This window comes from Cupriavidus mimosae (assembly GCF_023952485.1).
Classification (GTDB): domain Bacteria; phylum Pseudomonadota; class Gammaproteobacteria; order Burkholderiales; family Burkholderiaceae; genus Cupriavidus; species Cupriavidus taiwanensis_C.
Window position 1 is genome coordinate 82891 of record NZ_JALHRY010000002.1, and the last position, 24945, is coordinate 107835.

The following is a 24945-nucleotide window of genomic DNA, read 5'->3' on the forward strand; positions in this document are numbered from 1 at the left end:
CGCCGATGGTGCTGTAAAACTAGTCCAATGACCGGGAGACAGACCATGGTGACGAAGAAAGAAGAGGCTTTCGTACTGAAGAACCTTCTCGCCCTTGCCGCGGTGGAAACCGTGGGCGGCGCGATTGCCCTGAGCATGGTCTTCCACCTGATCTGATACGCCCACCCGGGCCGCCGGCGCTGCCACGCCGGCGGTCGTCTTGCCCGAGGCCCTCGGCGCGGGGTTCAACCGTCCTGCGCCGCGCGCAGTCCCGCCGCTTCCGCAACGGCGCGCGACGCGCCGGGTTCGGCCAGCGCCGACTGCAGCCACTGCGTCCAAGCCGGCATCATTGCCGCACTCATTGCCGCGACCTGCCCTGCACAGGTCTTGCCAGCCTCTTGCCAGTCGGTCAGCGCGCGCAGCAGCGCCAGGCCGAGGTCGTTGCCGTCGCGCGCCTCGCCCACGTCTTCGAGGCAACGCGCCAGGGCTTCGCGCACGGCATCGTTGTAGCCGGCCCTGGCCTGCGACGCGCGCGCGGCCAGGTCAGCCTCGATGGCATCGAGACCGCGCCACGCATGCGCGACGCCGGCCAGGTCGAGGCGGTCGCGCTGCGCGCGCCACCATTGCGCTTGCTGTGCGGCGCGTTCTTCGGCATATCGGTTCAGCACGGCCAGCGCCTGGCGCGCCGGCGCCCGGGCCGCGGCCGGATCGGCGGCGCTGAATGGTGACTGCGCGAGCACGGTGGCGGCTTGCAGCTGGCACAGGGTCAGGTCCAGCGCGGTACGGCTGGCGCTTGCCCATTGGGCTTGCAGGATCGAAAGCATGGCGGATCTCCTTGCGGAATTAGGCAGTGCATCGGACAAAAGCACCTGGCGGCGCTCATTGGGGTGCCGCGCCGAGTCGGCGGACCATGCGCATGACCGCGGCCATCTGCGGCGCCTCGCGCGAGAAAAAGTCCGGCTGGGCCGGGTCGTCGCTGGTATAGCCCCAGAAATCCCAGCACCCGAGCGGGTTATGCCGCGACGCCACGACCTGCGGAAACAACACCACGATGCGGTTGGCCTCGGCACTCTCCAGGTAGCCGGCGCCACGGACGAAGCGTTCGCCGATGGTGCCCTCGCCCTGCAGGCAGCCATGGAAGGCCACGTGCACGCGGCAAGCCGCAGCACCGCCGTCGGTGCCGCCCGCGCCGCACTCGCGCGGCACGTAGGCATAACCGCTGTCGGCCAGCAATGCCTTGCCGCCGGGATCGAACGCGCGCTGGTCAAAGCGCAGCAACTCGCCAGCCGGCCGCGTCGCCGGCTTCAGCGCACCATAGATCCACTGCAGGATCTGCCGCGCCTGCTCGAGCCCGCAGTTGTTGATGTAGGGCGACGCACTGACCGCGCAGGCGGCGTCGCCCGCCTGGCTGGTGATGAAGGCATGGCCGGCCGCGACATCGGCCACATACTGCAGCTGCGACGCCGGCACACCGGCCAGGGTATAGAACCGCCCCACCTGCGCGGCGACGCGTGGCAGCACGGTCTGGTCGCGCGTGCCGGAAAACACGTAGACGCGCTGCCGCGCGAGGTTCTGCACCGGGTCGATGCGGCCATCGCGGGCAAAGGTGCGCGCCGCGTCCAGCGCCGCCTGCGCGTCGGGGCCGGTATCGCCGACCGGCTGCATGCACTGGGTCGCTGCGGCGGTGGCGGGCGGCGTGGGCGCGAACAGGCCGGCGCAGTAGAACGGTCCGCCCGCGACCACGCCGGCGCCGACCATGGTGCCGGAATACGCCACGTGGAACTGCGTGGCCATGAACGCACCGGACGACAGCCCCGACACCGAGGTCTGCGCCAGGTCCGCGCCCAGCGCGGGCAGCGCCTGCGCGGCGACGCCCCCGCTGACGCCGAGCGCGCACGCTGCGGCAAGTGCCCGGTAGCGGGCGGTTGGCTTGCATCGAATCATGATGGCTCCAGCTCGGCGACGGGAATCGGAGCGCCGCGCGGAGCGCGGCAGGCAGCACGCTGGTCGCCATGCGGCGGCTGCGTGGACCATTGTCGGGAGCCACCGCCACGCCGGGCCATTGGGCAAATGCGGTAGCGCGCCACACTGCCACGCACGCGCTATGCATCGAAGGCCTGCTGCTGCGGCAACTCCAGCCATCCCTGCTGCACGCTCAGGAACAGCAGGGCGCACACATTGCTGGCGCCCGCCTTCTGCAGCAGCCGGGCCCGATGCGTGCGCGCGGTCTGGTCGCTGATGCCGAGCGCGCGCGCGATTTCCTTGTCGCTCAGGCCGCGTCCGAGCCATTCCAGATATTCGCGCTCGCGTTGCGAGAATGGATTATCCGCGGCTGCCGGCCCGCTTTTTTAAACATCTCATGCTGGCGTGCGAGATAGTACAGGGTCAATTGCGAGGATTTTCGCAATTGCATTTTCGCGAGCAAATGCTCACGGTGCTTGCGCGCCGTGGATACGGAAAATGCGAGACGTGCGGCGATCTCGCGATCGCTCATGCCGCGCGCAATAAAGGCGAGCACCGTCTCTTCCCGAGTGGTGAGGTTCATGCGGAGGACTCCATGCGATGGAACGAGTGGTTCCGTCGCAGGAGCGGCAGCCGCGCGTCTATCTGTGCATCAGTGCATCACAGGACCCTTCGTGCAAGGCTAGTGCGGACCTACGAGCGGAACCGGGGACAGCCCGGCCGGGCTCCAGATCACTGCTTTTGTTTTCGAACTCTTGCGGTGTTGCGCCGGCATGGGATTGCGCACTACCCGACGGTGCGTTCCGGAATTTCCGGATGCCGGCAGCAGAGGCGAATTCTAGGTGCTGGTTTTTATATTTAAAAGCCCATTCATGCTGCGCGATATTTAACTCTGATTGTTGTCCGGCATTATCCACTGCCAATACCGCATTTGCCCAATGGCGACGGCGCGCAGGAAAAACCAAGAATGATTCCACCTGTCCGGTGCCGCGCCATGGCGCAGCAACGCGGCAGGCGCGGCATCTGGAGCCAGCCCTGCGCGGCCCGCCGCCCTAGCTTCTTCAATCCACGCAGTCATTTAAAGGAGTCGTCATGACCTACCCCATCCACGCCGCCGTCCTGGCGCCGCAAGGTGTGCTCGGCAATCTCGTCAGCGGTATCGGCAGCCTGTTGCCGTTTGCCGCGCAGCCGATGCTGGTGCCCCAAAGCGCGATGACCGACGCGGTCGCTCCGGCGGTGCGGGACGGCGTGCAGGCCGTGGTCACGCACTACGTGAACCCGGTGATCGGCCATGCGGCCGGCGCCGCCGCCGGCGCGCTGGCGCAGCATCTTCCGTTCCCCGAGCCCGGGCATACCGGCCCGATCGGCAACGCGATCTCGGCGCACGCACCGGGATTCATCCAGGCGGCCGGCACCGCCGCGGGCTATCCGACCATCGCCATCCATGGCGCCAACATCGTTCGCGAAGGCGCGCGCTACCTGCCGTTCTCGGCCATGCCCGCGGTCACGCTGGCACCCCAGGGCGTGTTCGGTTCGCTGATCGGCGCGGTGGCCCCGACCCTGGGCCATGCCGTCGGCGGCCTGCTGGGCAATGCCAATGTGGGCCAGCAGATCGGCACCGTGGCCGGCCACCTCGGCGGCCTGCTGCCGTTCTCCGCGCAGCCGCAGGCTGCGCTGGCCCCGCAGGGCGTGTTTGGCTCGCTGATCGGCGCGGTGGCGCCGACCCTGGGCCATGCCGTCGGCGGCCTGCTGGGCAATGCCAGCGTGGGCCAGCAGATCGGCACCGTGGCCGGCCATCTCGGCGGCCTGCTGCCGTTCTCGGCGCAGCCGCAAGTGGTCTATGCCTGAAGGCGCATGACGTCCTGGGCATGACCGTGGCGCTCGACGGCGCCGCCGCGGGCCGGCGTACGCGCCGGCCCGCCCGAATCGATGCGCGCGCCCCCTGGCGCCGCGGTGGAGATAGCAAATGGAACGAGACAAGAAAAGCGAGGCCACGCGCGCCGGCGCAGACCGCGCCGCCACGCCCGGCGCGACCAGCCGCGAGGCCGTGGCGCTGGACGCCGGCCGCAAGCAATACCTGATCGCGCCGCGGCGCCACGTACTGGCCCGGCAGGCGGGCGTGGCACCGATGTCGGCCAGCGAACTGCATAGCACGGTGACGCAGCTGCCCGGCGTTGAAGTGGTGCATGTGGTCGAAGGCCACAAGAACACGCACCTGCATTCGGTACGGCCCGACGAGGCCGCGCACACCTATGTGGTCAAGCTCGACGCCGCGCACGCGCAGATGCTGCAGGCCACGGCGCCGCCGCACATGATCGTCGAGGAGGACCATCCGCTCGGCTATGGCCGCAAGGCCGAACTTGAAACCTCCGACCGGCTGCATCCGCAGTCGGCGTTCGACGGACCGGTATCGCGCGAGGTGCTGGTGCGGGTGCTGGGCACCGGCGACACGCCGCTGCCAGGCGTGGCTATCACGCTGGCGGGCGATGGCTTCCCCGCGACGGCGACCACCGATGCCAGCGGCGAAGCACAGCTGACGCTGGTGCAGCAGCAGCCCGGGCCGGCGCGCTCGCTGTTCGTGCGGCCGCTCAGCGGCTACTGGAACAAGTACCTGCTGTCGCCCAATGTCGTTTCCGGCCAGGCCAATGTGATACGCGTGACGCCGCTGTCGCAGCCGAATCCGGACGTGCCGCCGCACGGGCGCTTTGGCTGGGGCCAGCGGATGATGGGGCTGGACCGGCTCACGCGCAGCTTCGGCGGCCGCGGCGTGCGCGTCGCGGTGGTCGACTCGGGCGCCGATGCCGCGCACCCGCTGCTGGCGCATATCCGTCATGGCATGGACTTGACCGGCACCGGCGTCGACGCCGGCACCAACGCCAACGATACCTGGCGCCTCGATACCATCGGCCACGGCTCGCACTGCGCCGGCGTGATCGGCGCGCGGCCGCAGCCGGGCGCGCCGGCCTCTGCCAGCACAGAGGCCCAGGCCACCATGCTCGGCTTCGCACCAGAGGCGGAAATGCATGCGCTCAAGATCTTTCCGGGCGGGCAGTTCAGCACGCTGCTGCGCGCGCTGGACTACTGCATCGACCACGACGTCGACGTGGTCAACCTGAGCCTGGGCGCACCCCAGCCGTCGCAGGCGGTCGAGCAGAAGCTGATCGAAGCCGTGCACAGCGGCGTGGCCTGCATTGTCGCTGCCGGCAACTCGGGCGGACCGGTGCAGTACCCGGCGGCCTCCGCCTCGGTGCTGGCAGTCTCGGCGCTGGGCCTGCAGAGCGAACTGCCGCACGACGTGTGGGAACGAACCCAGGTAGTGCAGCACGCGGCCACGCGCGCCGGGCTGTTCGCGCCGACGTTCTCGTGCTTCGGCCCGCAGATCGCGGTGTGCGGCCCCGGTGTGGGCATCATCTCGACGGTGCCGGGCGCTGCGTTCATGCCGGACTCCGGCACCTCGATGGCCGCGCCGCATATCGCCGGGCTGGCCGCGCTGCTGCTGTCCGATCCGCAGCTGGCGGCGTGGATGGGTCCGCGCGGACCGCGCCGCGTGGCGGCGCTGTTCCAGCTGATCCGCGCCATCAGTTCGCCGGTCGTTGCGCAAGATCCCGAGAACCGCTTCGGCAGCGGACTGCCGCAGTTGCAGAACCTGCAGCGCCTGCTGGGCCGGCCGCAATAGGACGCGCCTCCCGCCCGCGCGGGAAACAACGCGGCCCGGGCCACCGGGCCGCCCTCCTTCTTCCACACATCATGCGCACGCTCGACTTCACCGCCGCGCCGTTGCGGCGCGCCGCTGCCGCGGCCGCCGAACCCGTCGCGGCTCCGCCCCGGCTTGCCACGGCGATGGCTGCCCCGTTGCCGCTCGCTGGCCAGCTGCGGCGCGAATGCGAGGCCATGGCCAGCCATGCGCTGCGGCTCGGCATCGCCATGCCGGCCGGCTGGACCATGCTGCTCGGCAGCGATCACGAAGCGCTCGCGGCACCGTCGGCTTCGTCGCAGCAGCAAGCCGGGACCGGCCTTGCCGCGCAGCAGCTCGCACAACTCCACCAGGACCTGGCCCGCGCCATTGCGCCCGCCACGCCGCAATGCATCACGCTGCTTGACGATGAGCGCCGCCGCGCGCATCCGCTGGCTTGCCTCGGACCCGTGCCGCTGGTACGCGCATTGACCGGGACCGCGGTGGGCTGCCTGCTGGCCGTGGTGCTGACCGGCTTGCCGGCAGAGGTGTCGATGGAGAACATGCGCGCCGGCATCCTGGCCTCGTCGGGCCGCACGCTGCTGTTCAACATGCTGTTCCTGCTGTTCTGCGCCGGGCTGGGGGCCTCGTTTGCCTCGCTGTTCCAGGTGCACGGCTACATCGCCAGGGGCACCTATGACCCCAAGTACGACGCCGCCTACGCCGCGCAACTGATCCTCGGCGTGATGTCCGGACTGATCCTGGTCGAGATGCTGCCGCCGCAACTGTTCGACTCGGCCGGCATGCGCAGCTTCGGCAAGCCGGCCTTGTCGATGCTGGGCGGCTTCTCCGCGACCGCGGTGCATCGCCTGCTGCAGCGCATCGTCGAGATCGTCGAGACCGCGGTGCGCGGCAGCACGCCGCGCGAGCCGCGCAAGGAGTAGCGCCATGCTGTTCCTCTACAGCCTGCCCAGCACCGGCATGGCCGCCATCGTGGTCACGGCCATCGTCGCGGTGGTGCTGGCCGGCTATGCGGTCGCGCGCCGCTTCGCGCTGATCGAGCTCGATGCCGAGCAGCGCGCGATGGCGGTGTCGATGGTCTCGATCATCACCACCATCAACTCGCTGCTGGTCGCCTTTGCCGCGATCAACGTCTGGGACACCTACAACGCCGCCGACCGCACCGTCGCCGCGGAGGCCACCGCGGCGGGCGAACTCGCGCGCGACCTGGCCGCATTCGACAGCAGCGCCGCCGATGCCGCCGCGGCGGCATTGCGCACCTACCTGGTGATGGTGGTGCATGAGGAATGGCCGCGCATGCAGCGCCTGGGCAGGCCCGATGCGCACACCGAACAGCGCTTCGACGCGATGTTCGATCTGGCCAACCGGATCCGTCCGCTCGACAGCCGCCAGACGGTGCTGCTGGGCGAAGTGCTGATGCGCGTCAACGAGATGGTCAAGTACCGCCAGCAACGGATCCTGACGCTGCATGCGGCGATGCCGAACACCTTGTGGGGCGTGATCCTGATTGTCAGCGCCCTGTCGTTCGCGCTGCTGTACGTGCTGCCGGCAACGCCCTTCAACCTGGCGCTGATCACCGCTTGGGCCATCACCATCGGCCTGGCGTTCTTCTTCCTGCTCGCGGTCGACCGGCCCTTCGCCGGCGAATTCAGCGTCAGCGCCGACCCGCTGCAGCACACCATCGACACCCTGGTGGCCAACGGCACGTGGCCGGAGTCGCAACCGGCGTCACAGCCGATGCCAGGTCCAGCGCCATAACGGCGCGCCGCAACGGCCGCCATCACAACAAGGAGACAGAAGATGCAGATGACCCCGGAACAATTCCACGCCGCCACCGGACTGAGCGAGCCGCAATGCGCGCGCTGGTTCCCGCGCCTGTACGAAGCCATGCAGGCGTACGACATCACCGGCGCGGCCCGCATGGCCGCGTTCCTGGCGCAGACCGGGCACGAGTCACTGGGCTACCAGTTCACCCATGAGCTGTGGGGGCCAACGCCGGCGCAGGCGCTGTACGAGCCGCCGTCGCGCAAGGCCATGGCGCTCGGCAACGTGCGGGCCGGCGACGGCAAGCGCTTCCGCGGCCGGGGCCTGATCCAGATTACCGGCCGCGCCAACTACGCAGCGTGCGGGGCCGCGCTCGGCGCCGACCTGACCGGCACCCCCGAACTGCTCGAGCAGGACGCCTGGGCCGCGCGCTCGGCGGCATGGTGGTGGCGCACGCACGGCTGCAATGCGCTGGCCGACAGCGGCGACTTCATCGCGCTGACGCGGCGCATCAATGGTGGCACCAACGGGCTCGAAGACCGCATGCGCCGCTGGAAGGTCGCCACCGCGGCGCTGGCCTGAGGGCGGCACCATGAAAAAAGGGGTTACGGCGATACCGTAACCCCTTTTTTCACTGCATTGGTGGGCCTCCCGTGAGTCGAACACGGCACCAACGGATTATGAGTCCGCTGCTCTAACCAGGCATGAGCTAGAGGCCCTTGGAAGCGTTTAGTTGCCTTCCAGGAAACTCTTCAGCTTGTCCGAGCGGCTCGGGTGGCGCAGCTTGCGCAGGGCCTTGGCCTCAATCTGGCGGATCCGTTCACGCGTGACGTCGAACTGCTTGCCGACCTCTTCCAGCGTGTGGTCGGTGCTCATTTCGATGCCGAAGCGCATGCGCAGCACCTTGGCTTCGCGCGGCGTCAGCGAGTCCAGCACATCCTTGACGACGTCGCGCATGGAGCCGTGCAGCGCCGCTTCGGCCGGGGCCAGCGTGTTGGTGTCCTCGATGAAGTCGCCCAGATGGGAGTCGTCGTCGTCACCGATCGGCGTTTCCATGGAGATCGGTTCCTTGGCGATCTTCATGATCTTGCGGATCTTGTCCTCCGGCATCTCCATCTTCTCGGCCAGCGTTGCCGGATCCGGCTCGTTGCCGGTTTCCTGCAGGATCTGGCGCGAGATGCGGTTCATCTTGTTGATGGTCTCGATCATGTGCACCGGAATACGGATGGTGCGCGCCTGGTCGGCGATCGAGCGCGTGATGGCCTGGCGGATCCACCACGTGGCGTAGGTCGAGAACTTGTAGCCGCGACGGTATTCGAACTTGTCCACCGCCTTCATCAGGCCGATGTTGCCTTCCTGGATCAGGTCGAGGAACTGCAGGCCGCGGTTGGTGTACTTCTTGGCGATCGAGATCACCAGGCGCAGGTTGGCCTCGGTCATCTCGCGCTTGGCTTCGCGCGCGCGGCGCTCGCCTTCCGACATCTTGCGGTTGACGTCCTTCAGTTCCTTCAGCGGCAGCACCACGCGCGCCTGCAGGTCGATCAGCTTCTGCTGCAGCTCATGCACGGCCGGCACGTTGCGCTCGACGATGATGCTGTAGCCCTTGCCGTCGGCCACCACGGTGTGGATCCACTCGAGGTTGGTCTCGTTGCCCGGGAAGCGGGCGACGAAGTCCGAGCGCGGCATGCCGCACTTGTCGACCACGATATTCAGGATGGCCCGCTCGAGCTTGCGCACTTCGTCGACCTGGCCGCGCAGCGTGTCGCACAGGCGCTCGACATTGCGCGCGGTGAAGCGGATGCCCATCAGCTCGGCCTGGATCGCTTCCTGCGCCTTGACGTAGGGCTTGGACTTGTAGCCTTCCTTCTCGAACGCACGACGCATCTTGTCGAACTGCTCGGCGATCACGCGGAATTTCTCCAGCGCGTTCTGCTTCAGTTCTTCCAGCTGGCGCGCGGACGCGCCGGCGCCGGCGCCGCCTTCGTCGTCATCGTCCTCGTCGCCTTCCTCGTCTTCGTCGGACTCGAGGTCCTCGTCGTCGGCCGCCGCGGCCGGGGCCGACGGGGCTTCCGGGGTTTCGTCGGCGTTCGGGTCGATCAGGCCGTCGACGAACTCGTCGATCTTGATCTCGTCGTTGGCGACGCGCTCGGCGTGGGCCAGAATCTCGGAGATGGTGACCGGGCACGCCGAGATCGCCATCACCATGTCCTTCAGGCCGGCTTCGATGCGCTTGGCGATCTCGATTTCGCCTTCGCGCGTCAGCAGCTCGACCGTGCCCATCTCGCGCATGTACATGCGCACCGGGTCGGTGGTGCGGCCGAACTCGGAGTCCACCGTGGACAGGGCCGCCTCGGCCTCTTCCTCGGCTTCTTCCTCGCTGGTGGCGGACGGGGCGTTGTCGTTGAGCAGCAACGTCTCGGCATCCGGCGCCTGTTCATAGACCGCGATGCCGATGTCGTTCAGCGTGGCGACCAGCGTGTCGATCGTTTCCGAATCGACCATGTCGTCCGGCAGGTGATCGTTGATTTCCGCGTAGGTCAGGTAGCCGCGCGACTTGCCCAGCTTGATCAGCGCCTTGAGCTTCTGGCGACGCAGCTCGAGCTCTTCCTCGGTGCCTTGCTGGGTCGAGGCGAACTCCTTGAGCAGGGCCTTTTCCTTGGCCTTGCGGTCCTTGGCCTTCTGCTTTTCGGTCTTCGGCGCCGCCGGTGTTGCCGCCGGGCGCGTATCGTTCTCGTAAAACTCTTCAGTCACGTCGTCTGTTGTGCTGTCGTCGTGCTGCATCTCGGCCTTGGGCTTGCGGCCACGCTTTTTCGGCTCCGGCTTGATTGCCGGCGCAGCGGGACGCTCGGATGCAACGGATGCAGGTGTCGCGGCACGCGCCTTGGCGGCCGTCGCGGCCGCGCCTTGCTTGGCGCCTCCGCTCTTGGCGCCGGCGGCTGCCGCTCGCTTGCTCTCGACTTCGGTATTCTGCTGTTTCGCCACGGTGATACTCTTGCCTTTCACTGGTGCAGATGCTGCTGCAGATGCGGCGACCTTGCCGCTCGTACTGGCGCTCTTGCCGCTCTCGCGTGCCGAAGTCGAGGCCTTTGTCTTTTCGGATGTGCGGGTTCTGGTGGGAGTCGTCACGGCGGGCGCTTGCGCGCGGCGCACGGACTTTGATGGCGCAGACCGGGCTGGCGTCTTGACGGTCGCGGTCGATGTCTTCGCCGCCGTGGTTTTCACAGACGCCTTGCCGCTCCCTGATTGGGGAGCTTTAGAGGTAACCCTTTCGGTTGCTTTGGCCTTTGCCATTGGCACGCTCACTTTCACCAGAACTGGAGAGAAAGATTTCGCAATCCAAACCGGCTATTGTAGCACGCCACACCTAGCCAGCTCCCTGTCAGGTGAGGTTTTCACCTGAAAAATCAAGGCTTAAGCTCGGCACAGCCGGGCCCGGTCCCTGATCCACTGCTTGTCCAACGCTTGCTGCCGCCTCCCGGTTGAAGGCCAGGGCGCCCGCCGGCGCCTCAGCCCAGTTGGCGCCGCCGGTGGATTTCACCCACCAGCCAGCGCATGCGCTGCTTGGCCGCCTCGTCGGCCGTGCCGGCGACCACCTCCGCCTGCAGGCTGTCAAGTTCGCGCCGCAGCGGCTCGGCCAGCAGCTTGGTGATGGCCGCATCGAATTCCTGTGTTGCAGGTGCCTCTTCAATCTCTTCGCGCAATACCGCCGTGCGCGCCGCGGCATAGACCTCGGCATACGGCGACTGGGCCAGGTGCTCGCTGAAGGCCGCGAAATTCACTTCGCCCTGGACGCCGTCGCACGCGCTGACCAGGTGCGCCAGCACTTCGCTGTCGCCGCCCTCGCCTTCCAGCAGCAACGCCCGGGCATCCTCGTCGAGCCGTGCCGACAGCGCCGGGTAGCACATCAGCAACTGGATCACCCGCTGCTCCAGCCCGGTCGGGGCCTGGCGGCGCGCGCGCGGGCGCGGCTGGGCAAAGCGCCCGACCCGGGCCGGATCGCTGCGCAGCCCGCAGATCGCCTCGATCTCGGCGGGTGTCGTACCGGTGGCATCGGCAAGTTCGCGCACGATCTGTAGCCGCAGCCCGCCCGCCGGCATCGCCTGCAGCAGCGGCTTGGCCTCGTACTGGGCGCGGGCACGGCCCTCGGGCTGGCGCAGGTCCAGTTCCTCGGTCACCGACTGCAGCAGGAAGCGCGACAGCGGCATGGCATTGCGCACCTGCGCGGCGAAGGCTTCGGTGCCCTCTTCGCGCACATAGCTGTCGGGGTCGTGCTCGGCCGGCAAGAACAGGAAGCGGATGGTCTTGTTGTCGGCCACGTGCGGCAGGCAGGCTTCGAGCGCCCGCCTGGCGGCGCGCCGGCCTGCCGAATCGCCGTCGAACGAGAACACCACCGCGTCGGTCTGGCGCAGCAGCTTCTGCACGTGCACGGGCGTGCACGCCGTGCCCAGGGTGGCGACGGCGTTGGCAAAACCGAGCTGGGCCAGTGCCACGACGTCCATATAGCCTTCGACCACCAGCACATAGCCGGTTTCCCGGATCGCATGGCGGGCCTCGAACAAGCCATACAGTTCGGTGCCCTTGCTGAACAACGGGGTCTCCGGCGAGTTCAGGTACTTGGGCTCGCCCTGCCCCATGACCCGGCCGCCGAAGCCGATCACCGCGCCCTTGGTGTTGCGGATCGGGAACATGATGCGGTCGCGGAAGCGGTCGTAGCGCCGCGGCTTGCCGTCTCCGTCGCGCTTGTCGCTTTCGATCAGCAGCCCGGCCTCGACCAGCGGCGCGGCCACGTTGTCGTCGCGATAGCTGCCGAACACCGCTTCCAGGCCCTGCCAGTCATCGGGCGCATAGCCAAGGCCGAACTGGCCGGCGATCTCGCCGGTCAGCCCCCGCCCCTTCAGGTACTGGATCGCCTGGGGGGCGCTGCGCAGCTGGCGGCGGTAGAAATCGGTGGCGCGGGTCATGGCGTCCGACAGCGCCACCGAGCGCGCCTGTTGCTCGGCGCGCTGGCCGGGGGGCAGGCGGTCGCGCTCTTCGGGCACGGTCATGCCGACCGACTGGGCCAGCTCGCGCACCGCCTCTGGATAGGATTGGCCGGAAAACTCCATCAGGAAGCCGATGGCCGAGCCATGGGCGCCGCAGCCAAAGCAGTGGTAGAACTGCTTGGTCGGCGACACGGTGAACGACGGGGATTTCTCGTTATGGAACGGGCACAGTCCCATGAAGTTGGCGCCGCCTTTCTTCAGCTGCACATACTTGCCCACCACATCGACAATGTCGACACGGTTGAGCAGGTCCTGAATAAAGGATTGCGGAATCACCCGACTGACCGTCCTGAGGCTTGGCCGTCCCACGGCGGGCGGCCCTTTTTGGAATGCGTGACCGGTGCGGCGCCCGGCTGCTATCGGAATATTGTAGTGCAGCGCGGAACGGCTGCCCGGATTGCTTCACTTCTGCGCGCAACTCCAGTGATTCACACGGAACCTGCGCGCATCGCGCTTACAATCGATTAAATCAGTACTTACTTTGGTGCAAGGGCGGCCTTGACCAGGGCCGATACGGCGGTCATGTCGGCACGGCCGGCCAGCTTGCCCTTGAGCACGCCCATGACCTTGCCCATGTCTTGCGGGCCGGCAGCGCCGGTGGCGGCTACGGCCTGCTGCACCTCGGCGGCCACTTCCTCGGCCGACAGCGCGGCGGGCATGTAGACCTTCAGCACGTCGACCTCGGCCAGTTCCTTGTCGGCGAGGTCGTTGCGGCCGGCCTGCTGGAACTGCGCGATCGAGTCCTTGCGCTGCTTGATCAGCTTTTCGACTACCGCCAGCACGGCGGTATCGTCCAGTTCCACGCGCTCGTCGACTTCGCGCTGCTTGATCGCCGCCAGCAGCAAGCGGATGGTGCCAAGGCGCTCGGTCTCGCGGGCGCGCATGGCGGTCTTCATGTCTTCGCTGATACGGGCTTTGAGGGACATCGTGATCTTCCAGAAAGTGGGCAGGCACTTACACATGGCGGCGGATGCCGCTCCTGCAAGGCCCATAACGCAAAAACCCGCCGAGCGTACGCCACAGCGGGTCAGGGGCAAGCGCGAAGCCGGTGTCAGTACAGCTTCTTCGGCAGCATCTGGCTGCGGATGCGCTTGTAATGGCGCTTCTCTGCGGCAGCCTTCTTGCGCTTGCGCGCGGCGGTTGGTTTCTCGTAAAACTCGCGGGCCCGCAGTTCCGGGAGCAGCCCGTTCTTCTCGATGGTGCGCTTGAAACGGCGCAGGGCAACTTCAAAAGGCTCGTTTTCCTTGAGGCGGATCGTAGTCATTTGGCCGGAAAATGAAAGTATTTTCGGGATGGCGGCGTTACGAAGTTCTGGATTGTAGCACCAACAATCCGGCGCGGAAGTGGCGTGCAACTGGCGTGCCGCGTGTGATTCACGCTGCACGATACAGCTTGGCTCAAGCTGCCGATTGCCCGGCGCGGGCCTGCCGTGCCGCCTCCGCCGCGGCCTGCCCCGCCGCAACCGCGGAGGCCCAGGCCCACTGGAAGTTGTAGCCACCGAGCCAGCCGGTCACGTCGACCACTTCGCCAATGAAATACAGGCCCGGCACGTCGCGCGCCATCATGGTGGTCGACGATAGCCCCCGGGTGTCGACCCCGCCCAGCGTAACCTCGGCCTTGCGATAGCCCTCGGTGCCGGACGGCACGATGCGCCAGTCGTTGAGCACGGCGCCGAGCTTGCGCAGCGCCTTGTCGGTCACGTCATGCAGCGGCATCGTCGCCGCGACGCCCGCGGCCGCGCACCATGCGTCGGCCAGCCGCGACGGCAGCCGCTGCGCCAGCAGGTTGCCCAGGTGCTTGCGGCTGCCGGCCTTCTGCTCCAGCAGCCACTCGGCGGCGTCCTCGCCATCGAACAGATCGATGGCGACCGGCGTGCCGGGATGCCAGTAGCTGGAGATCTGCAGCACCGCCGGGCCCGACAGGCCGCGGTGGGTCCACAGCAGGTCCTCGCGGAACGCGCCGGCGGCCTTGCCGCTGCCGGTGGCGATATCGACTTCCAGCGAGACCCCCGCCAGCGGCACGAACGGCGCCCAGTCCTTGCCATCGAAGGTCAGCGGCACCAGCGCCGGGCGGGTCTCGACGATGCCAAGTCCGAACTGCCGCGCAATCCGGTAGCCGAAGTCCGTAGCGCCGATCTTCGGGATCGACAGGCCGCCGGTGGCCACCACCAGCGCCCCGGCCCGCACCGTGCCCGCGGCGGTGAGCAGCAGGAAGTCATCGCCCTCGCGCCGGATTTCCGCCACCGCGCAGCCGGCTTGCCAGCGCACCTGCCCCGCGTCGCACTCGGCGCGCAGCATGGCGATCACGTCTTCGGCGCTGTCGTTGCAGAACAGCTGGCCGCGGTGCTTCTCGTGCCAGTCGATGCCATGGCGGCGCATCAGCGCCAGGAAATCCTGCGGCGTGTAGCGGGCCAGCGCCGAGCGGCAGAAGTGCGGATTGGACGACAGGTAATTGGCGGGCCCGGCCTGCAGGTTGGTGAAGTTGCAGCGGCCGCCGCCCGAGATGCGGATCTTCTCGGCAAGCCGGGTGGCATGGTCGATCAGCACCACGCGCGCGCCCTTCTGCCCCGCCACCGCGGCGCACATCATGCCGGCGGCGCCGGCGCCCAGTACCGCCACGTCATACCGGCCGGTCCGGGCCTGGGCTGCCCCGCTCATTGCACGCCTCGCGAATCCATGTGTCTTGCCACCGCCTGAGAAAGGGCAGATTGTAGCGAAAAGCGCGCCGCGCGCCGCTGTGCTACCCTGCGCGCTTCCCGCAAACCCTTGTTCCGACGGCTGTTTCCCTGACCGGATACGGCCTCATGCCTCACATGCTTGTCCTCGGCATCGAATCTTCCTGCGACGAAACCGGCCTCGCCCTCTATGACACCGGCGCCGGCCTGCTTGCGCACGCGCTGCACTCGCAGATCGCCATGCACCGCGACTACGGCGGCGTGGTCCCCGAGCTGGCCTCGCGCGACCATATCCGCCGCGTGCTGCCGCTGCTGGAGCAGGTGCTGGCCGAGGCCGGCCGCACCCGCCAGGACATCGACGCCATTGCCTTCACCCGGGGCCCCGGTTTGGCCGGCGCGCTGCTGGTCGGCGCCTCGGTGGCCAATGCGCTGGGCTTCGCGCTGAACGTGCCGATGGTGGGCGTGCACCACCTGGAAGGCCACCTGCTGTCGCCGCTGCTGACGCGCGAGCCGCCGCCATTCCCGTTCGTGGCGCTGCTGGTATCGGGCGGGCATACGCAGCTGATGGAAGTGCGCGGCATCGGCGACTATGCGCTACTCGGTGAAACCCTGGACGATGCCGCCGGCGAAGCGTTCGACAAGACCGCCAAGCTGCTTGGCCTGGGCTATCCGGGCGGGCCGGAAGTGTCGCGCCTGGCCGAGTTCGGCGTGCCCGGCGCGTTCGAGCTGCCGCGGCCGATGCTGCATTCGGGCAACCTGGATTTCTCCTTCGCCGGCCTGAAGACCGCGGTGCTGACGCAAACCCGCAAGCTGGCCAATACCTGCGAGCAGGACCGCGCCAACCTCGCGCGCGCCTTTGTCGAGGCGATCGTCGACGTGCTGGCGGCCAAGTCGATGGCGGCGCTCAAGCAGACCGGCCACAAGCGGCTGGTGGTGGCCGGCGGCGTCGGCGCCAACCGGCAGCTGCGCGAACGGCTGGACCAGCTTGGCAGGCAGCGCAAGCTCGAGGTCTACTATCCTGACCTGGCGTTCTGCACCGACAACGGCGCGATGATCGCGTTTGCCGGCGCGATGCGCTTGCAGGCCGCGCCCGAACTGGCGCGGCACGAGTATGGTTACGGCGTGACGCCGCGCTGGGACCTGGCGGATATCCGCCTGCCTTCCGCGGCCTGAACCGGACCGAAAAAATAGCCACCGCATGCGGTGGCTATTTCCATTGCAGCGACAACGCGGTCAGTCGACGCGCTTGTCCCGCTCGATCACCGCATACGCGCTGTGGTTGTGGATCGACTCGAAGTTCTCCGCCTCGAGCACATAGGCCACGATGCGGTCGTCCGCATTCAGCCGCATGGCGATGTCGCGCACCAGGTCCTCGACGAACTTGGGATTCTCGTAGGCACGCTCGGTGACGAACTTCTCGTCGGGCCGCTTGAGCAGCCCCCACAGCTCGCACGACGCCTCTTCCTCGGCCATGCGCACCAGCGCCTCCACCGGCAGCTCGCCGGCCAGCTCCACGTTCATGGTGATATGCGAGCGCTGGTTGTGCGCGCCATACTGCGAGATCTTCTTCGAGCACGGGCACAGGCTGGTCACCGGCACCAGCGCCTTCAGGAACACCCGCGTGGCGCCGTTGCGCACTTCACCGGTCAGCGTGACCTCGTAGTCCAGCAGCGACTCCACGCCCGACACCGGCGCGATCTTGCTGATGAAGTACGGGAACGTGACCTCGATGCGGCCGGCCTCGGCTTCGAGCTTCTCCAGCATCTTGTCCAGCATCAGCCGGAAGCTGGCCAGCTCCAGCGGCGCCCGCTCTTCTTCCAGCAGCGCCACGAAGCGCGACATATGCGTGCCCTTCTGGTCGGCGGGCAGGTGCACGTCGAGGTTGAAGGTGCCGACGGTCGGCACGATGCCGCTCGGGGTCTTCAGGGTCACGGGATAGCGCACGCCCTTCACGCCGACTCGCTGGATCGGGATCTGGCGGGTGTCGGGGCTCGACTGGACGTCGGGCATGATGAAGGCGGGGTTGATGTCATTCATCTACGGTTTCCTCCAGGGTCGCGCCAGGCAAGCGCAAGCCCTTACGGTCGCGGCATTTTCGCAGTCCCTCCATGCCGCGCAACGAGTGTGAAACCACGGGACCCGGCACTGGCGTGCCGACCCGCAGCTGCGAACACAAAAATCGGAGTGTAAGGGAATTCGGACGCACCCGTGGCGCGGCGGCCCGAATCCCCTTGGGGATGGCAGGTGATCAGGCCACGCGCGAGGCGACCGTGACCTGCGGCTGGTCGAGCCCGAAACGCTCGCGCACCGAACGCTCGATGCCGGCCGCGTCAAGGCCGCATTGCTGCAGCAGGTAGCCCGGATCGCCATGGTCGACGAAGCGGTCGGGCAGGCCCAGCGTCAGCACCGGCTTGTCGATGCCGGCCTCGGCCAGGGCCTCGAGCACGGCGCTGCCGGCGCCGCCCATCACGCTGCCCTCTTCCACCGTCACCAGGTAGTCGTGGTCGGCGGCCAGGCGCTTGACCAGCGCGACGTCGAGCGGCTTGACGAAGCGCATGTCGGCCACGGTGGCGTCCAGCGCCTGCGCCGCGCCCAGCGCCGGCTGCACCATCGAGCCGAACGCCAGCATGCCGACGCGATGCCCGGCGCGCGCGCCGCCCTCGCGGCGCACCACGCCCTTGCCCACCGGCACCGGGGCCAGGTCGGCGGCGATCGCCGCGCCCGGGCCGGAGCCGCGCGGATAGCGCACGGCGCTCGGGCAGTCCTGCTGGAACGCCGTGGTCAGCAGCTGGCGGCACTCGCTCTCGTCGGACGGCGTCATCACCATCATGTTGGGGATGCAGCGCAGGTAGGCGATATCGTAGGCGCCCGCGTGAGTCGCGCCGTCGGCGCCGACCAGGCCGGCGCGGTCCAGCGCGAACACCACCGGCAGGTTCTGCAGCGCCACGTCGTGGATCAGCTGGTCGTAGCCGCGCTGCAGGAAGGTCGAGTAGATCGCCACCACCGGCTTCAGCCCTTCGCACGCCAGGCCGCCGGCGAAGGTCACCGCATGCTGCTCGGCGATGCCGACGTCGTAGTAGCGGTCGGGGAAGCGCTGCTCGAACTCGACCATGCCGGAGCCCTCGCGCATTGCCGGGGTGATGCCGACCAGGCGCTTGTCGGCCGCGGCCATATCGCACAGCCAGTCACCGAACACCTGGGTGTAGGTCTTGCGCGCGGGCTTGGCGGCCGGGCGAATGCCTTCGGCCGGATTGAACTTGCCCGGGCCGTGGTAGAGGATGGGGTCGGCCTCGGCCAGCTTGTAGCCCTGGCCCTTCTTGGTGACCACGTGCAGAAACTGCGGGCCGCCGCCTTCGAGCGCGCGCTCGCGGATGTTCTGCAGCGTCGGCACCAGCGAATTCAGGTCGTGGCCGTCGATCGGCCCGATGTAGTTGAAGCCGAATTCCTCGAACAGCGTGGCCGGCACCATCATGCCCTTGGCATGTTCCTCGAAACGCTTGGCGAACTCCAGCACCGGCGGCGCCACCGACAGCACCTTCTCGATGCCCTTCTTGGTGGCGGCGTAGAACTGGCCGCTCAGCAGCCGCGCCAGGTGGCGGTTGAGGGCGCCCACCGGCGGCGAGATCGACATGTCGTTGTCATTGAGCACCACCACCAGCGGCAGGTCCTTGTAGACGCCGGCGTTGTTCAGCGCCTCGAAGGCCATGCCGGCGGTCATCGCGCCGTCGCCGATCACCGCCACCGAGACCCGCTTCTCGCCCAGCGTGCGGGCGCCCAGCGCCATGCCCAGCGCGGCCGAGATCGAGGTCGACGAGTGCGCGGTGCCGAAGGTGTCGTATTCGCTCTCGCTGCGGCGCGGGAAGCCCGAGATGCCACCCCACTGGCGCAGCGTGCGCATGCGCTCGCGGCGCCCGGTCAGGATCTTGTGCGGATAGCTCTGGTGGCCCACGTCCCACACCAGCCGGTCATCGGGGGTGTTGAAGACGTAGTGCAGCGCGATGGTCAGTTCGACCGTGCCCAGGTTGGACGACAGGTGGCCACCGGTCTGCGAGACCGACTCCAGCACATAGGCGCGCAGTTCGTCGGCCAGGGTCTGGAGCTCGCGCCGGTCGAGCTTGCGCAGGTCCGCGGGGGCGTCAATCTTGTTGAGGAGTGCGTAGGTCATGATGTCCGTTCGGCCGGCTCTAGTTTAATGCGTGCGCAGCACGATCAGGTCCGCCAGGTCGCGCAGGCGCGCGGCGCGCTCGCCGAAGCCGGCCAACGCCTCGTAGGCCTCGGCACGCAGCGACCCGGCCAGTTCGCGGGCCGCGTCCAGCCCCAGCAGCGACACGTAGGTGGGCTTGTCGTGGGCGGCGTCCTTGCCGGCGGTCTTGCCCAGCGTCGCGGTATCCGCGGTGACGTCCAGAATATCGTCTACGACCTGGAACGCCAATCCCACCGCCGCCGCGTAGCGGTCCAGCGCGGCCAGGCCCTGAGCATCGATCTCGCCACACAGCGCGCCCATGCGCACGCTGGCGCGCAGCAGCGCGCCGGTCTTCATGCGGTGCATGGCTTCGAGCGCGTCGCGCGTCATGGCCCGGCCCACGTTCTGCAGGTCGATCGCCTGGCCGCCGGCCATGCCGGCCGAGCCCGACGCCCGCGCCAGCTCCGCCACCAGCTGCAGCCGCACCGCGGGCGCGATCGGCCCGGCTTCCGCCAGCACGATGAAGGCCTGGGTCTGCAGCGCATCGCCTACCAGCAGCGCGGTGGCCTCGTCATAGGCCTTGTGCACAGTGGGGCGGCCGCGGCGCAGGTCGTCGTCGTCCATGCACGGCATGTCGTCGTGGACCAGCGAATAGGCGTGGATCATCTCCACCGCGCAGGCGGCCGCGTCGCAGGCCGCCGGGGCCGCGCCGCTCACTGCGCCGGCGGCATGGACCAGCAGCGGACGCACGCGCTTGCCGCCACCCAGCGCAGCATAGCGCATCGCTTCATGCAGCGTATGCGGCACCGTGCCGGCGTCGGGCAGCGCGGCCTCAAGGGCAGCCTCGGTGCGCGCGCCCTGCGCCTGCATCCATTGTGCGAAGTCGCTCATGCCTCGTCCGTCTCCTGTGCGCCATTGGCACCGTTGCCTTCGCCCGCCAGCGGCCTGAGCGCGTCGCCCTCCAGTACCCGCACCTGCTGCTCGACCCGCTCCAGCTTCTGCTGGCAGTAGCGCACCAGCTCGGCGCCGCGGCGGTACGCCGCCAGCGAGGCCTCGAGCGGCAGTTCGCCGCTTTCCATGCTGGCCACCAGCGTTTCCAGTTCGGCCATCGCCGCCTCGTAGGAGGCGGGCGGCGCCGAGGCGGCGTCGGCGGTGTTGTCGGTCTGGACCGGAGCGGTCGTGGTTTTTGGCATATCAGGCCCTGGAAGCTGGAACCCGGGGGAACCCGGATGGGGAAGCCCGGATTTTACGCCAAAGCGCGACCATGCCCCCATCTTGCAGGGGGATACCGTGCCCCGGTCGGGTGCTTCGGATGCGGAAGTGACTTGTGCGCTCGGGTCGTCTTTCCGAATGCGGCCGGTACGGCACCCCGATGACGACCCGGGTCGACTTTTTCGCTAAAAAGGCAAAAAAATCAGTCCCTTAACTTTTTGGGTCGGGTACAATCTCCCGCTCGCCGCCAGGGGTTGCACGCGCATCCCGCCGGGCGGCAGTCTTTCCCAAATCGATTCCATTTTCGATGGTTGGGTTGTTCACTGCTTTCACCTGTTCATCTGGGAGTGGGGATAATGTCCAATCTCAGCACCGCGCTCAACCTGGCGCCGGCTGATTCGCAACTGCCCGTCGGCGTCTACTTCGACGAAGCGCTGCATCAACAAGAACTCGAACTGCTGTTCAGGAATGGCCCGGGCTACGTCGGCCATGAACTGATGGTCCCGGAAACCGGCGACTATCACACGCTCAAGGCCGAGGACGAAGGCCGCATGCTGGTGCGCAACGCCGCCGGCGTCGAGCTGATGTCCAACGTCTGCCGCCACCGCCAGGCCATCATGCTCAACGGCCGCGGCAACAAGCAGAACATCGTCTGCCCCCTGCACCGCTGGACCTACGACCTGAAGGGCGAACTGCTCGGCGCGCCGCATTTCGACAAACAGCCCTGCCTGCACCTGAAGCGCTCGCCGCTGCAGAACTGGAACGGCCTGCTGTTCGAGGGCCCGCGCGACGTACGCGCCGACCTGGCGCGGCTGGGCGTGGCGCAGGACCTTAACTTCGACGGCTACATGCTCGACCACGTCGAGGTGCACGAGTGCGACTACAACTGGAAGACCTTCATCGAGGTCTACCTCGAGGACTACCACGTGGTGCCGTTCCACCCGGGACTGGGCAGCTTCGTCTCGTGCGACGACCTGAAATGGGAGTTCGGCGAATGGCATAGCGTGCAGACCGTCGGCCTGCACGCGGGCCTGAAGCGCCCCGGCAGCCCGACGTACCAGAAATGGCATGACGCGGTGCTGCGCTTCAACAACGGCGAGCTGCCCAAGCACGGCGCGATCTGGCTGACCTACTACCCCAACATCATGGTGGAGTGGTACCCGAACGTGCTGGTAATCTCGACGCTGCACCCGATCGGCCCGCGCAAGACCCGCAATGTGGTGGAGTTCTACTACCCCGAGGAAATCGCGCTGTTCGAGCGCGAGTTCGTCGAGGCCGAGCGCGCCGCCTACATGGAAACCTGCATCGAGGACGACGAGATCGCCGAACGCATGGACGCCGGCCGGCTGGCGCTGCTCAAGCGCGGCACCAGCGAGGTCGGCCCGTACCAGTCGCCGATGGAAGACGGCATGCAGCACTTCCACGAGTGGTACCGCCGCGCCATGGCCTACGCGGGCTAGTGCGATCAGCGCACAACGCAAGCTGCAACGGACCGCCACGGCGGTCCGTTTTGCTTTGGCAGGCGATGTGCGCTGCTAGAATCATTGTCCGGCGCGCTCGGCGCGAGGCCGCAGAGCCCCGCTCGCGCGCCGGCCTTCTCTCCTTCGCTCCTGCCCGCTTCACCGCGCCCTCGCCATGCAATCGCTCTGGATGCTGTTCGCCGCCTTCGCTTTTTCGCTGATGGGGGTTGGCGTCAAGCTGGCGTCCGACCTGTACACCACCGGCGAGATCGTGTTCTACCGCGGCCTGATCAGCGTGGTGATCATGTGGGTGCTGCTGTCCTCGCGCGGGGTCTCGGTGCGCACCCCGTACATGCTGTCGCACATCAAGCGCAGTGTGTTCGGCGTGACCTCGCTGATGTTGTGGTTCACCTCGATCTCGCTGCTGCCGCTGGCCACGGCGATGACGCTGAACTATATGTCGCCGGTGTGGATCGCGCTGATCCTGGGCGCCAGCGCGGCGCTGGCCGGCACCGGCGGCAACGCCGACCGCCGCCTGGTGCTGGCCATCCTGCTGTCGTTTGCCGGAGTGATCTGCCTGCTGCAGCCGTCGGTGGGCAAGGATCAGCTGACCGGCGGCCTGGTCGGCCTGATCTCCGGCATGTTCACCGCATTGGCCTATGTCGAGGTGCGCCAGCTCGGCCAGCTGGGCGAGCCCGAAGGCCGCATCGTGTTCTATTTCTCGCTGGTCGGCATGATCGCCGGGCTGGTGTGGATGCTGCTGGGCGGCACCAGCCCGCATACCTGGTACGGCGCCGGCCTGCTGCTGGCGATCGGCATCCTGGCCACGCTGGGCCAGACCGCGATGACGCGCGCCTACAAGCGCGGCAACACCCTGCTGACCGCCAACCTGCAATACGCCGGCATCGTCTTCTCCAGCGTGTGGGGCATGCTGATCTGGTCCGACCGCCTGAACTGGCTGTCGTGGCTGGGCATGGCGCTGATCATCGCCAGCGGCATCGCCACCACGCTGATGCGCGCGCGCCAGGGCACCGACGCCAAGCCCACGCCCGCCACGCCGGTCAAGTCGCCGGAGGCGGAAGTGCACCCCGAGGTGTAGCATTCGGTAAGCCCGACCGCCCAGGATTTATTTCTCCGCTCGCTACAGGATTCCCATGCAGAAACCGCTGATTTCCGTCACCGCACTGCAGTCTCTGCTGGCCGGCCCCGGCCGCTGCGTCGTCGTCGACTGCGGCTTCGACCTGGCCGACCCCGCCGCCGGCCGCGAGGCGTACCGCACCGGCCACCTGCCCGGCGCCTTCTACCTGCACCTCGACAACGAGCTGTCCGGCCCCAAGACCGGCCGCAACGGCCGCCATCCGCTGCCGGACGCCGACGACCTGGTCGCGCGCCTGCAGGCACTCGGCATTGACGACGACACCCCGGTGGTCGCCTACGACGCCCAGGGCGGCATGTTCGCCGCGCGGCTGTGGTGGCTGCTGCGCTGGATCGGCCACGATGCCGTGGCCGTGCTCGATGGCGGCAAGGACGCCTGGGTCAAGGCTGGCTTGCCGCTGGAGCACGATGCCGCGGCAGAGCCCGAGGTTCCGGGCACGATCCGCCGCGGCAAGTCGCTGGTACCGACCGTCGATGCGGAGGTACTGGTCGACAATCTCGGCCAGGGCCGGCTGCTGGTGGTCGATGCGCGCGCGCCCGACCGTTTCCGCGGCGAGAACGAGACCCTGGATCCGGTCGGCGGCCATATCCCGGGCGCGGTCAATCGATTCTTCAAGGACAACCTGGACGCGGAAGGCCGCTTCAAGCCGGCCGAGACCCTGCGCGCGGAATTCGGCGCGGTGCTGGGCACGCACGCCGCCACGCAGGCGGTGATGCAGTGCGGCTCCGGCGTCACGGCCTGCCACAACCTGCTGGCGCTGGAAGCCGCCGGCCTGGGCGGCGCGGCGCTGTATCCGGGATCGTGGAGCGAGTGGTGCGCCAACCCGGCGCGCCCTGTTGCCACCGGGGCCACCGGGGCGGCCTGAGCCGGCTAGTGTGACGAGGCCACGGGCGCGGCGTGGCCGTCATGGCCGTGCGCGCCGTGGCTGTGCCGCTCGTGCACACCGTTGGTGATGAAGACGATGGCCGAGATCCCCGCCGCCACCAGCACCACCTGGATCGCCGATTCGCGCCAGCGCGGCTTGCGCTGCATCTGCGGCATCAGGTCGCTGACGGCGATATAGATGAAGCTGCTGGCGGCGATCACCAGCACGTAGGGGATCCACCCGCTCAGCTGGTCGAGCAGGAAGTACCCGACCACCCCGCCGGCAATCGCCGCCAGGCTTGACACCAGGTTGAACGCAAAGGCGCGCGCCTTGGAGAAGCCGGCGTTGAGCAGCACGATAAAGTCGCCCACCTCCTGCGGGATCTCGTGCGCCGCGATCGCCAGCGCAGTGACCACGCCGATATGCGGATCGGCCAGGAACGCCGCCGCGATCACGATGCCGTCGGCGAAGTTGTGGAAGGTGTCGCCGACCAGGATGGTCAGGCCGCTGCGGCCCGCTTCCTCGCGGTCATGGCCGTGGTGGTGGTGGTGCCCGTCGCCCTCGTGATGGTGCGAATGGCGCAGCAGCGACAGCTTTTCCAGCAGGAAGAAACCCAGCAGCCCGGCCAGCAAGGTGCCGAACAGCGCGCGCGGATCGGCGCCGGACTCGAACGCCTCGGGCAGCGAATGCAGCAGCGCGGTGGCGAGCAGCACGCCCACCGAAAAGCTCACCATGCGCTCGACCACGCGGGACGCCACCGTCAGCGACAGCAGCGCCGCCCCGAAGATGCTGCCCACGCCAGAGATCGTGGCGGCGAGCAGGATATACAAAAGCGTCGAATGGATGATGGGCTCCCGGGGTGGCGGTGCCGGGCGGCCCCGCCGTTCCGCCCGCATCGCGCCGGGCGGCAAACGCAACAATGTTGCAATAACTCAAAGGCCGCATTGTACGTAT

At 68.0% G+C, this 24945-nt stretch carries 24 protein-coding genes and 1 tRNA gene; 10 read left to right on the forward strand and 15 right to left on the reverse strand.

Annotated elements, in window-relative coordinates; translation table 11 throughout:
* Window positions 1-224: 224 nt before the first annotated feature.
* The 4 genes from MKD50_RS04380 to MKD50_RS04390 form a co-directional block, all read right to left on the reverse strand.
* A complete protein-coding gene (locus MKD50_RS04380) occupies window positions 225-803 on the reverse strand; it encodes a hypothetical protein (RefSeq protein ID WP_115704110.1) in 579 nt (192 codons plus the stop codon).
* Between the two features lie 55 nt (window positions 804-858).
* Entirely contained in the window at window positions 859-1923 is a 1065-nt protein-coding gene (locus MKD50_RS04385; protein WP_252666507.1) for an extracellular catalytic domain type 2 short-chain-length polyhydroxyalkanoate depolymerase, read from the reverse strand.
* A gap of 158 nt (window positions 1924-2081) precedes the next feature.
* Window positions 2082-2273, reverse strand: a complete 192-nt coding sequence (locus tag MKD50_RS30720) for a response regulator transcription factor (RefSeq protein ID WP_115704686.1) — start codon at window positions 2271-2273, stop codon at window positions 2082-2084.
* The gene (locus MKD50_RS04390; RefSeq protein WP_252666508.1) at window positions 2249-2524 is read right to left on the reverse strand and encodes a response regulator transcription factor; all 276 of its coding nucleotides are present in this window, start codon (window positions 2522-2524) and stop codon (window positions 2249-2251) included. Before MKD50_RS04390 ends, MKD50_RS30720 begins: the two co-directional genes overlap by 25 nt.
* 509 nt (window positions 2525-3033) lie before the next feature.
* Here MKD50_RS04390 and MKD50_RS04395 point away from each other — a divergent pair.
* From MKD50_RS04395 to MKD50_RS04415, 5 genes are all read left to right on the forward strand, one after another.
* Window positions 3034-3789, forward strand: coding sequence for a hypothetical protein (locus MKD50_RS04395; RefSeq protein WP_115704116.1), 756 nt, complete (start codon window positions 3034-3036; stop codon window positions 3787-3789).
* Window positions 3790-3907: 118 nt separating this feature from the next.
* Window positions 3908-5617: a S8 family serine peptidase gene (locus MKD50_RS04400; RefSeq protein ID WP_240072415.1), complete on the forward strand. Its 1710-nt coding sequence runs from the start codon at window positions 3908-3910 to the stop codon at window positions 5615-5617.
* A gap of 71 nt (window positions 5618-5688) precedes the next feature.
* Entirely contained in the window at window positions 5689-6558 is an 870-nt protein-coding gene (locus MKD50_RS04405; RefSeq protein ID WP_252666509.1) for a hypothetical protein, read from the forward strand.
* 4 nt (window positions 6559-6562) lie between these two features.
* On the forward strand, window positions 6563-7393 hold the full coding sequence (locus tag MKD50_RS04410; RefSeq protein WP_252666510.1) for a bestrophin-like domain: 831 nt from the start codon (window positions 6563-6565) through the stop codon (window positions 7391-7393).
* 48 nt (window positions 7394-7441) lie between these two features.
* Window positions 7442-7981: a glycoside hydrolase family 19 protein gene (locus MKD50_RS04415; protein ID WP_252666511.1), complete on the forward strand. Its 540-nt coding sequence runs from the start codon at window positions 7442-7444 to the stop codon at window positions 7979-7981.
* Window positions 7982-8039: 58 nt separating this feature from the next.
* On the opposite strand, the gene MKD50_RS04420 is transcribed toward MKD50_RS04415, so the two are convergent.
* Both MKD50_RS04420 and rpoD read right to left on the reverse strand, forming a co-directional pair.
* Window positions 8040-8118: transfer RNA gene (locus MKD50_RS04420), tRNA-Ile, on the reverse strand.
* A 10-nt stretch (window positions 8119-8128) separates the two neighbouring features.
* A complete protein-coding gene (gene rpoD, locus MKD50_RS04425) occupies window positions 8129-10402 on the reverse strand; it encodes an RNA polymerase sigma factor RpoD (protein WP_240072418.1) in 2274 nt (757 codons plus the stop codon).
* On the opposite strand from rpoD, the gene MKD50_RS04430 reads away from it, so the two are divergent.
* On the forward strand, window positions 10392-10799 hold the full coding sequence (locus tag MKD50_RS04430; protein ID WP_240072419.1) for a hypothetical protein: 408 nt from the start codon (window positions 10392-10394) through the stop codon (window positions 10797-10799). The two genes, rpoD and MKD50_RS04430, sit on opposite strands and share 11 nt — an antisense overlap.
* 106 nt (window positions 10800-10905) lie before the next feature.
* Here MKD50_RS04430 and dnaG read toward each other — a convergent pair whose 3' ends face one another.
* The 4 genes from dnaG to MKD50_RS04450 form a co-directional block, all read right to left on the reverse strand.
* A complete protein-coding gene (gene dnaG / locus MKD50_RS04435) occupies window positions 10906-12717 on the reverse strand; it encodes a DNA primase (protein ID WP_240072420.1) in 1812 nt (603 codons plus the stop codon).
* Between the two features lie 200 nt (window positions 12718-12917).
* Window positions 12918-13367 carry a GatB/YqeY domain-containing protein gene (locus MKD50_RS04440; protein WP_252666512.1) on the reverse strand — a complete coding sequence of 150 codons (450 nt, stop codon included), beginning with the start codon at window positions 13365-13367 and terminating at the stop codon, window positions 12918-12920.
* 125 nt (window positions 13368-13492) lie between these two features.
* A complete protein-coding gene (gene rpsU, locus MKD50_RS04445; RefSeq protein ID WP_012353470.1) occupies window positions 13493-13705 on the reverse strand; it encodes a 30S ribosomal protein S21 in 213 nt (70 codons plus the stop codon).
* 133 nt (window positions 13706-13838) lie between these two features.
* On the reverse strand, window positions 13839-15098 hold the full coding sequence (locus MKD50_RS04450) for a BaiN/RdsA family NAD(P)/FAD-dependent oxidoreductase (protein ID WP_252666513.1): 1260 nt from the start codon (window positions 15096-15098) through the stop codon (window positions 13839-13841).
* A gap of 155 nt (window positions 15099-15253) precedes the next feature.
* On the opposite strand from MKD50_RS04450, the gene tsaD reads away from it, so the two are divergent.
* Window positions 15254-16288 (forward strand): tRNA (adenosine(37)-N6)-threonylcarbamoyltransferase complex transferase subunit TsaD, encoded by a 1035-nt coding sequence (gene tsaD, locus MKD50_RS04455; RefSeq protein WP_252666673.1) that lies wholly within the window; start codon window positions 15254-15256, stop codon window positions 16286-16288.
* Between the two features lie 60 nt (window positions 16289-16348).
* Here tsaD and folE2 read toward each other — a convergent pair whose 3' ends face one another.
* The 4 genes from folE2 to MKD50_RS04475 form a co-directional block, all read right to left on the reverse strand.
* On the reverse strand, window positions 16349-17152 hold the full coding sequence (gene folE2 / locus MKD50_RS04460; protein WP_115704132.1) for a GTP cyclohydrolase FolE2: 804 nt from the start codon (window positions 17150-17152) through the stop codon (window positions 16349-16351).
* A 211-nt stretch (window positions 17153-17363) separates the two neighbouring features.
* Window positions 17364-19280, reverse strand: a complete 1917-nt coding sequence (gene dxs, locus MKD50_RS04465) for a 1-deoxy-D-xylulose-5-phosphate synthase (protein WP_115704134.1) — start codon at window positions 19278-19280, stop codon at window positions 17364-17366.
* A 24-nt stretch (window positions 19281-19304) separates the two neighbouring features.
* Window positions 19305-20189: a polyprenyl synthetase family protein gene (locus tag MKD50_RS04470; RefSeq protein ID WP_115704136.1), complete on the reverse strand. Its 885-nt coding sequence runs from the start codon at window positions 20187-20189 to the stop codon at window positions 19305-19307.
* Window positions 20186-20491 (reverse strand): exodeoxyribonuclease VII small subunit, encoded by a 306-nt coding sequence (locus tag MKD50_RS04475; protein WP_115704138.1) that lies wholly within the window; start codon window positions 20489-20491, stop codon window positions 20186-20188. Before MKD50_RS04475 ends, MKD50_RS04470 begins: the two co-directional genes overlap by 4 nt.
* Before the next feature lie 375 nt (window positions 20492-20866).
* Here MKD50_RS04475 and MKD50_RS04480 point away from each other — a divergent pair, with 375 nt between their 5' ends.
* The 3 genes from MKD50_RS04480 to MKD50_RS04490 all read left to right on the forward strand — a co-directional run bounded on the left by MKD50_RS04480 (window position 20867) and on the right by MKD50_RS04490 (window position 23991).
* Window positions 20867-21970: an aromatic ring-hydroxylating oxygenase subunit alpha gene (locus tag MKD50_RS04480; protein WP_252666514.1), complete on the forward strand. Its 1104-nt coding sequence runs from the start codon at window positions 20867-20869 to the stop codon at window positions 21968-21970.
* Window positions 21971-22145: 175 nt separating this feature from the next.
* Window positions 22146-23069, forward strand: a complete 924-nt coding sequence (locus MKD50_RS04485) for a DMT family transporter (protein ID WP_115704142.1) — start codon at window positions 22146-22148, stop codon at window positions 23067-23069.
* 55 nt (window positions 23070-23124) lie between these two features.
* The gene (locus MKD50_RS04490; protein ID WP_252666515.1) at window positions 23125-23991 is read left to right on the forward strand and encodes a sulfurtransferase; all 867 of its coding nucleotides are present in this window, start codon (window positions 23125-23127) and stop codon (window positions 23989-23991) included.
* A gap of 5 nt (window positions 23992-23996) precedes the next feature.
* Here the strand turns inward: MKD50_RS04490 and MKD50_RS04495 are convergent, their stop codons facing one another.
* Window positions 23997-24887 carry a ZIP family metal transporter gene (locus MKD50_RS04495; RefSeq protein ID WP_115704146.1) on the reverse strand — a complete coding sequence of 297 codons (891 nt, stop codon included), beginning with the start codon at window positions 24885-24887 and terminating at the stop codon, window positions 23997-23999.
* Between the last annotated feature and the right edge of the window lie 58 nt (window positions 24888-24945).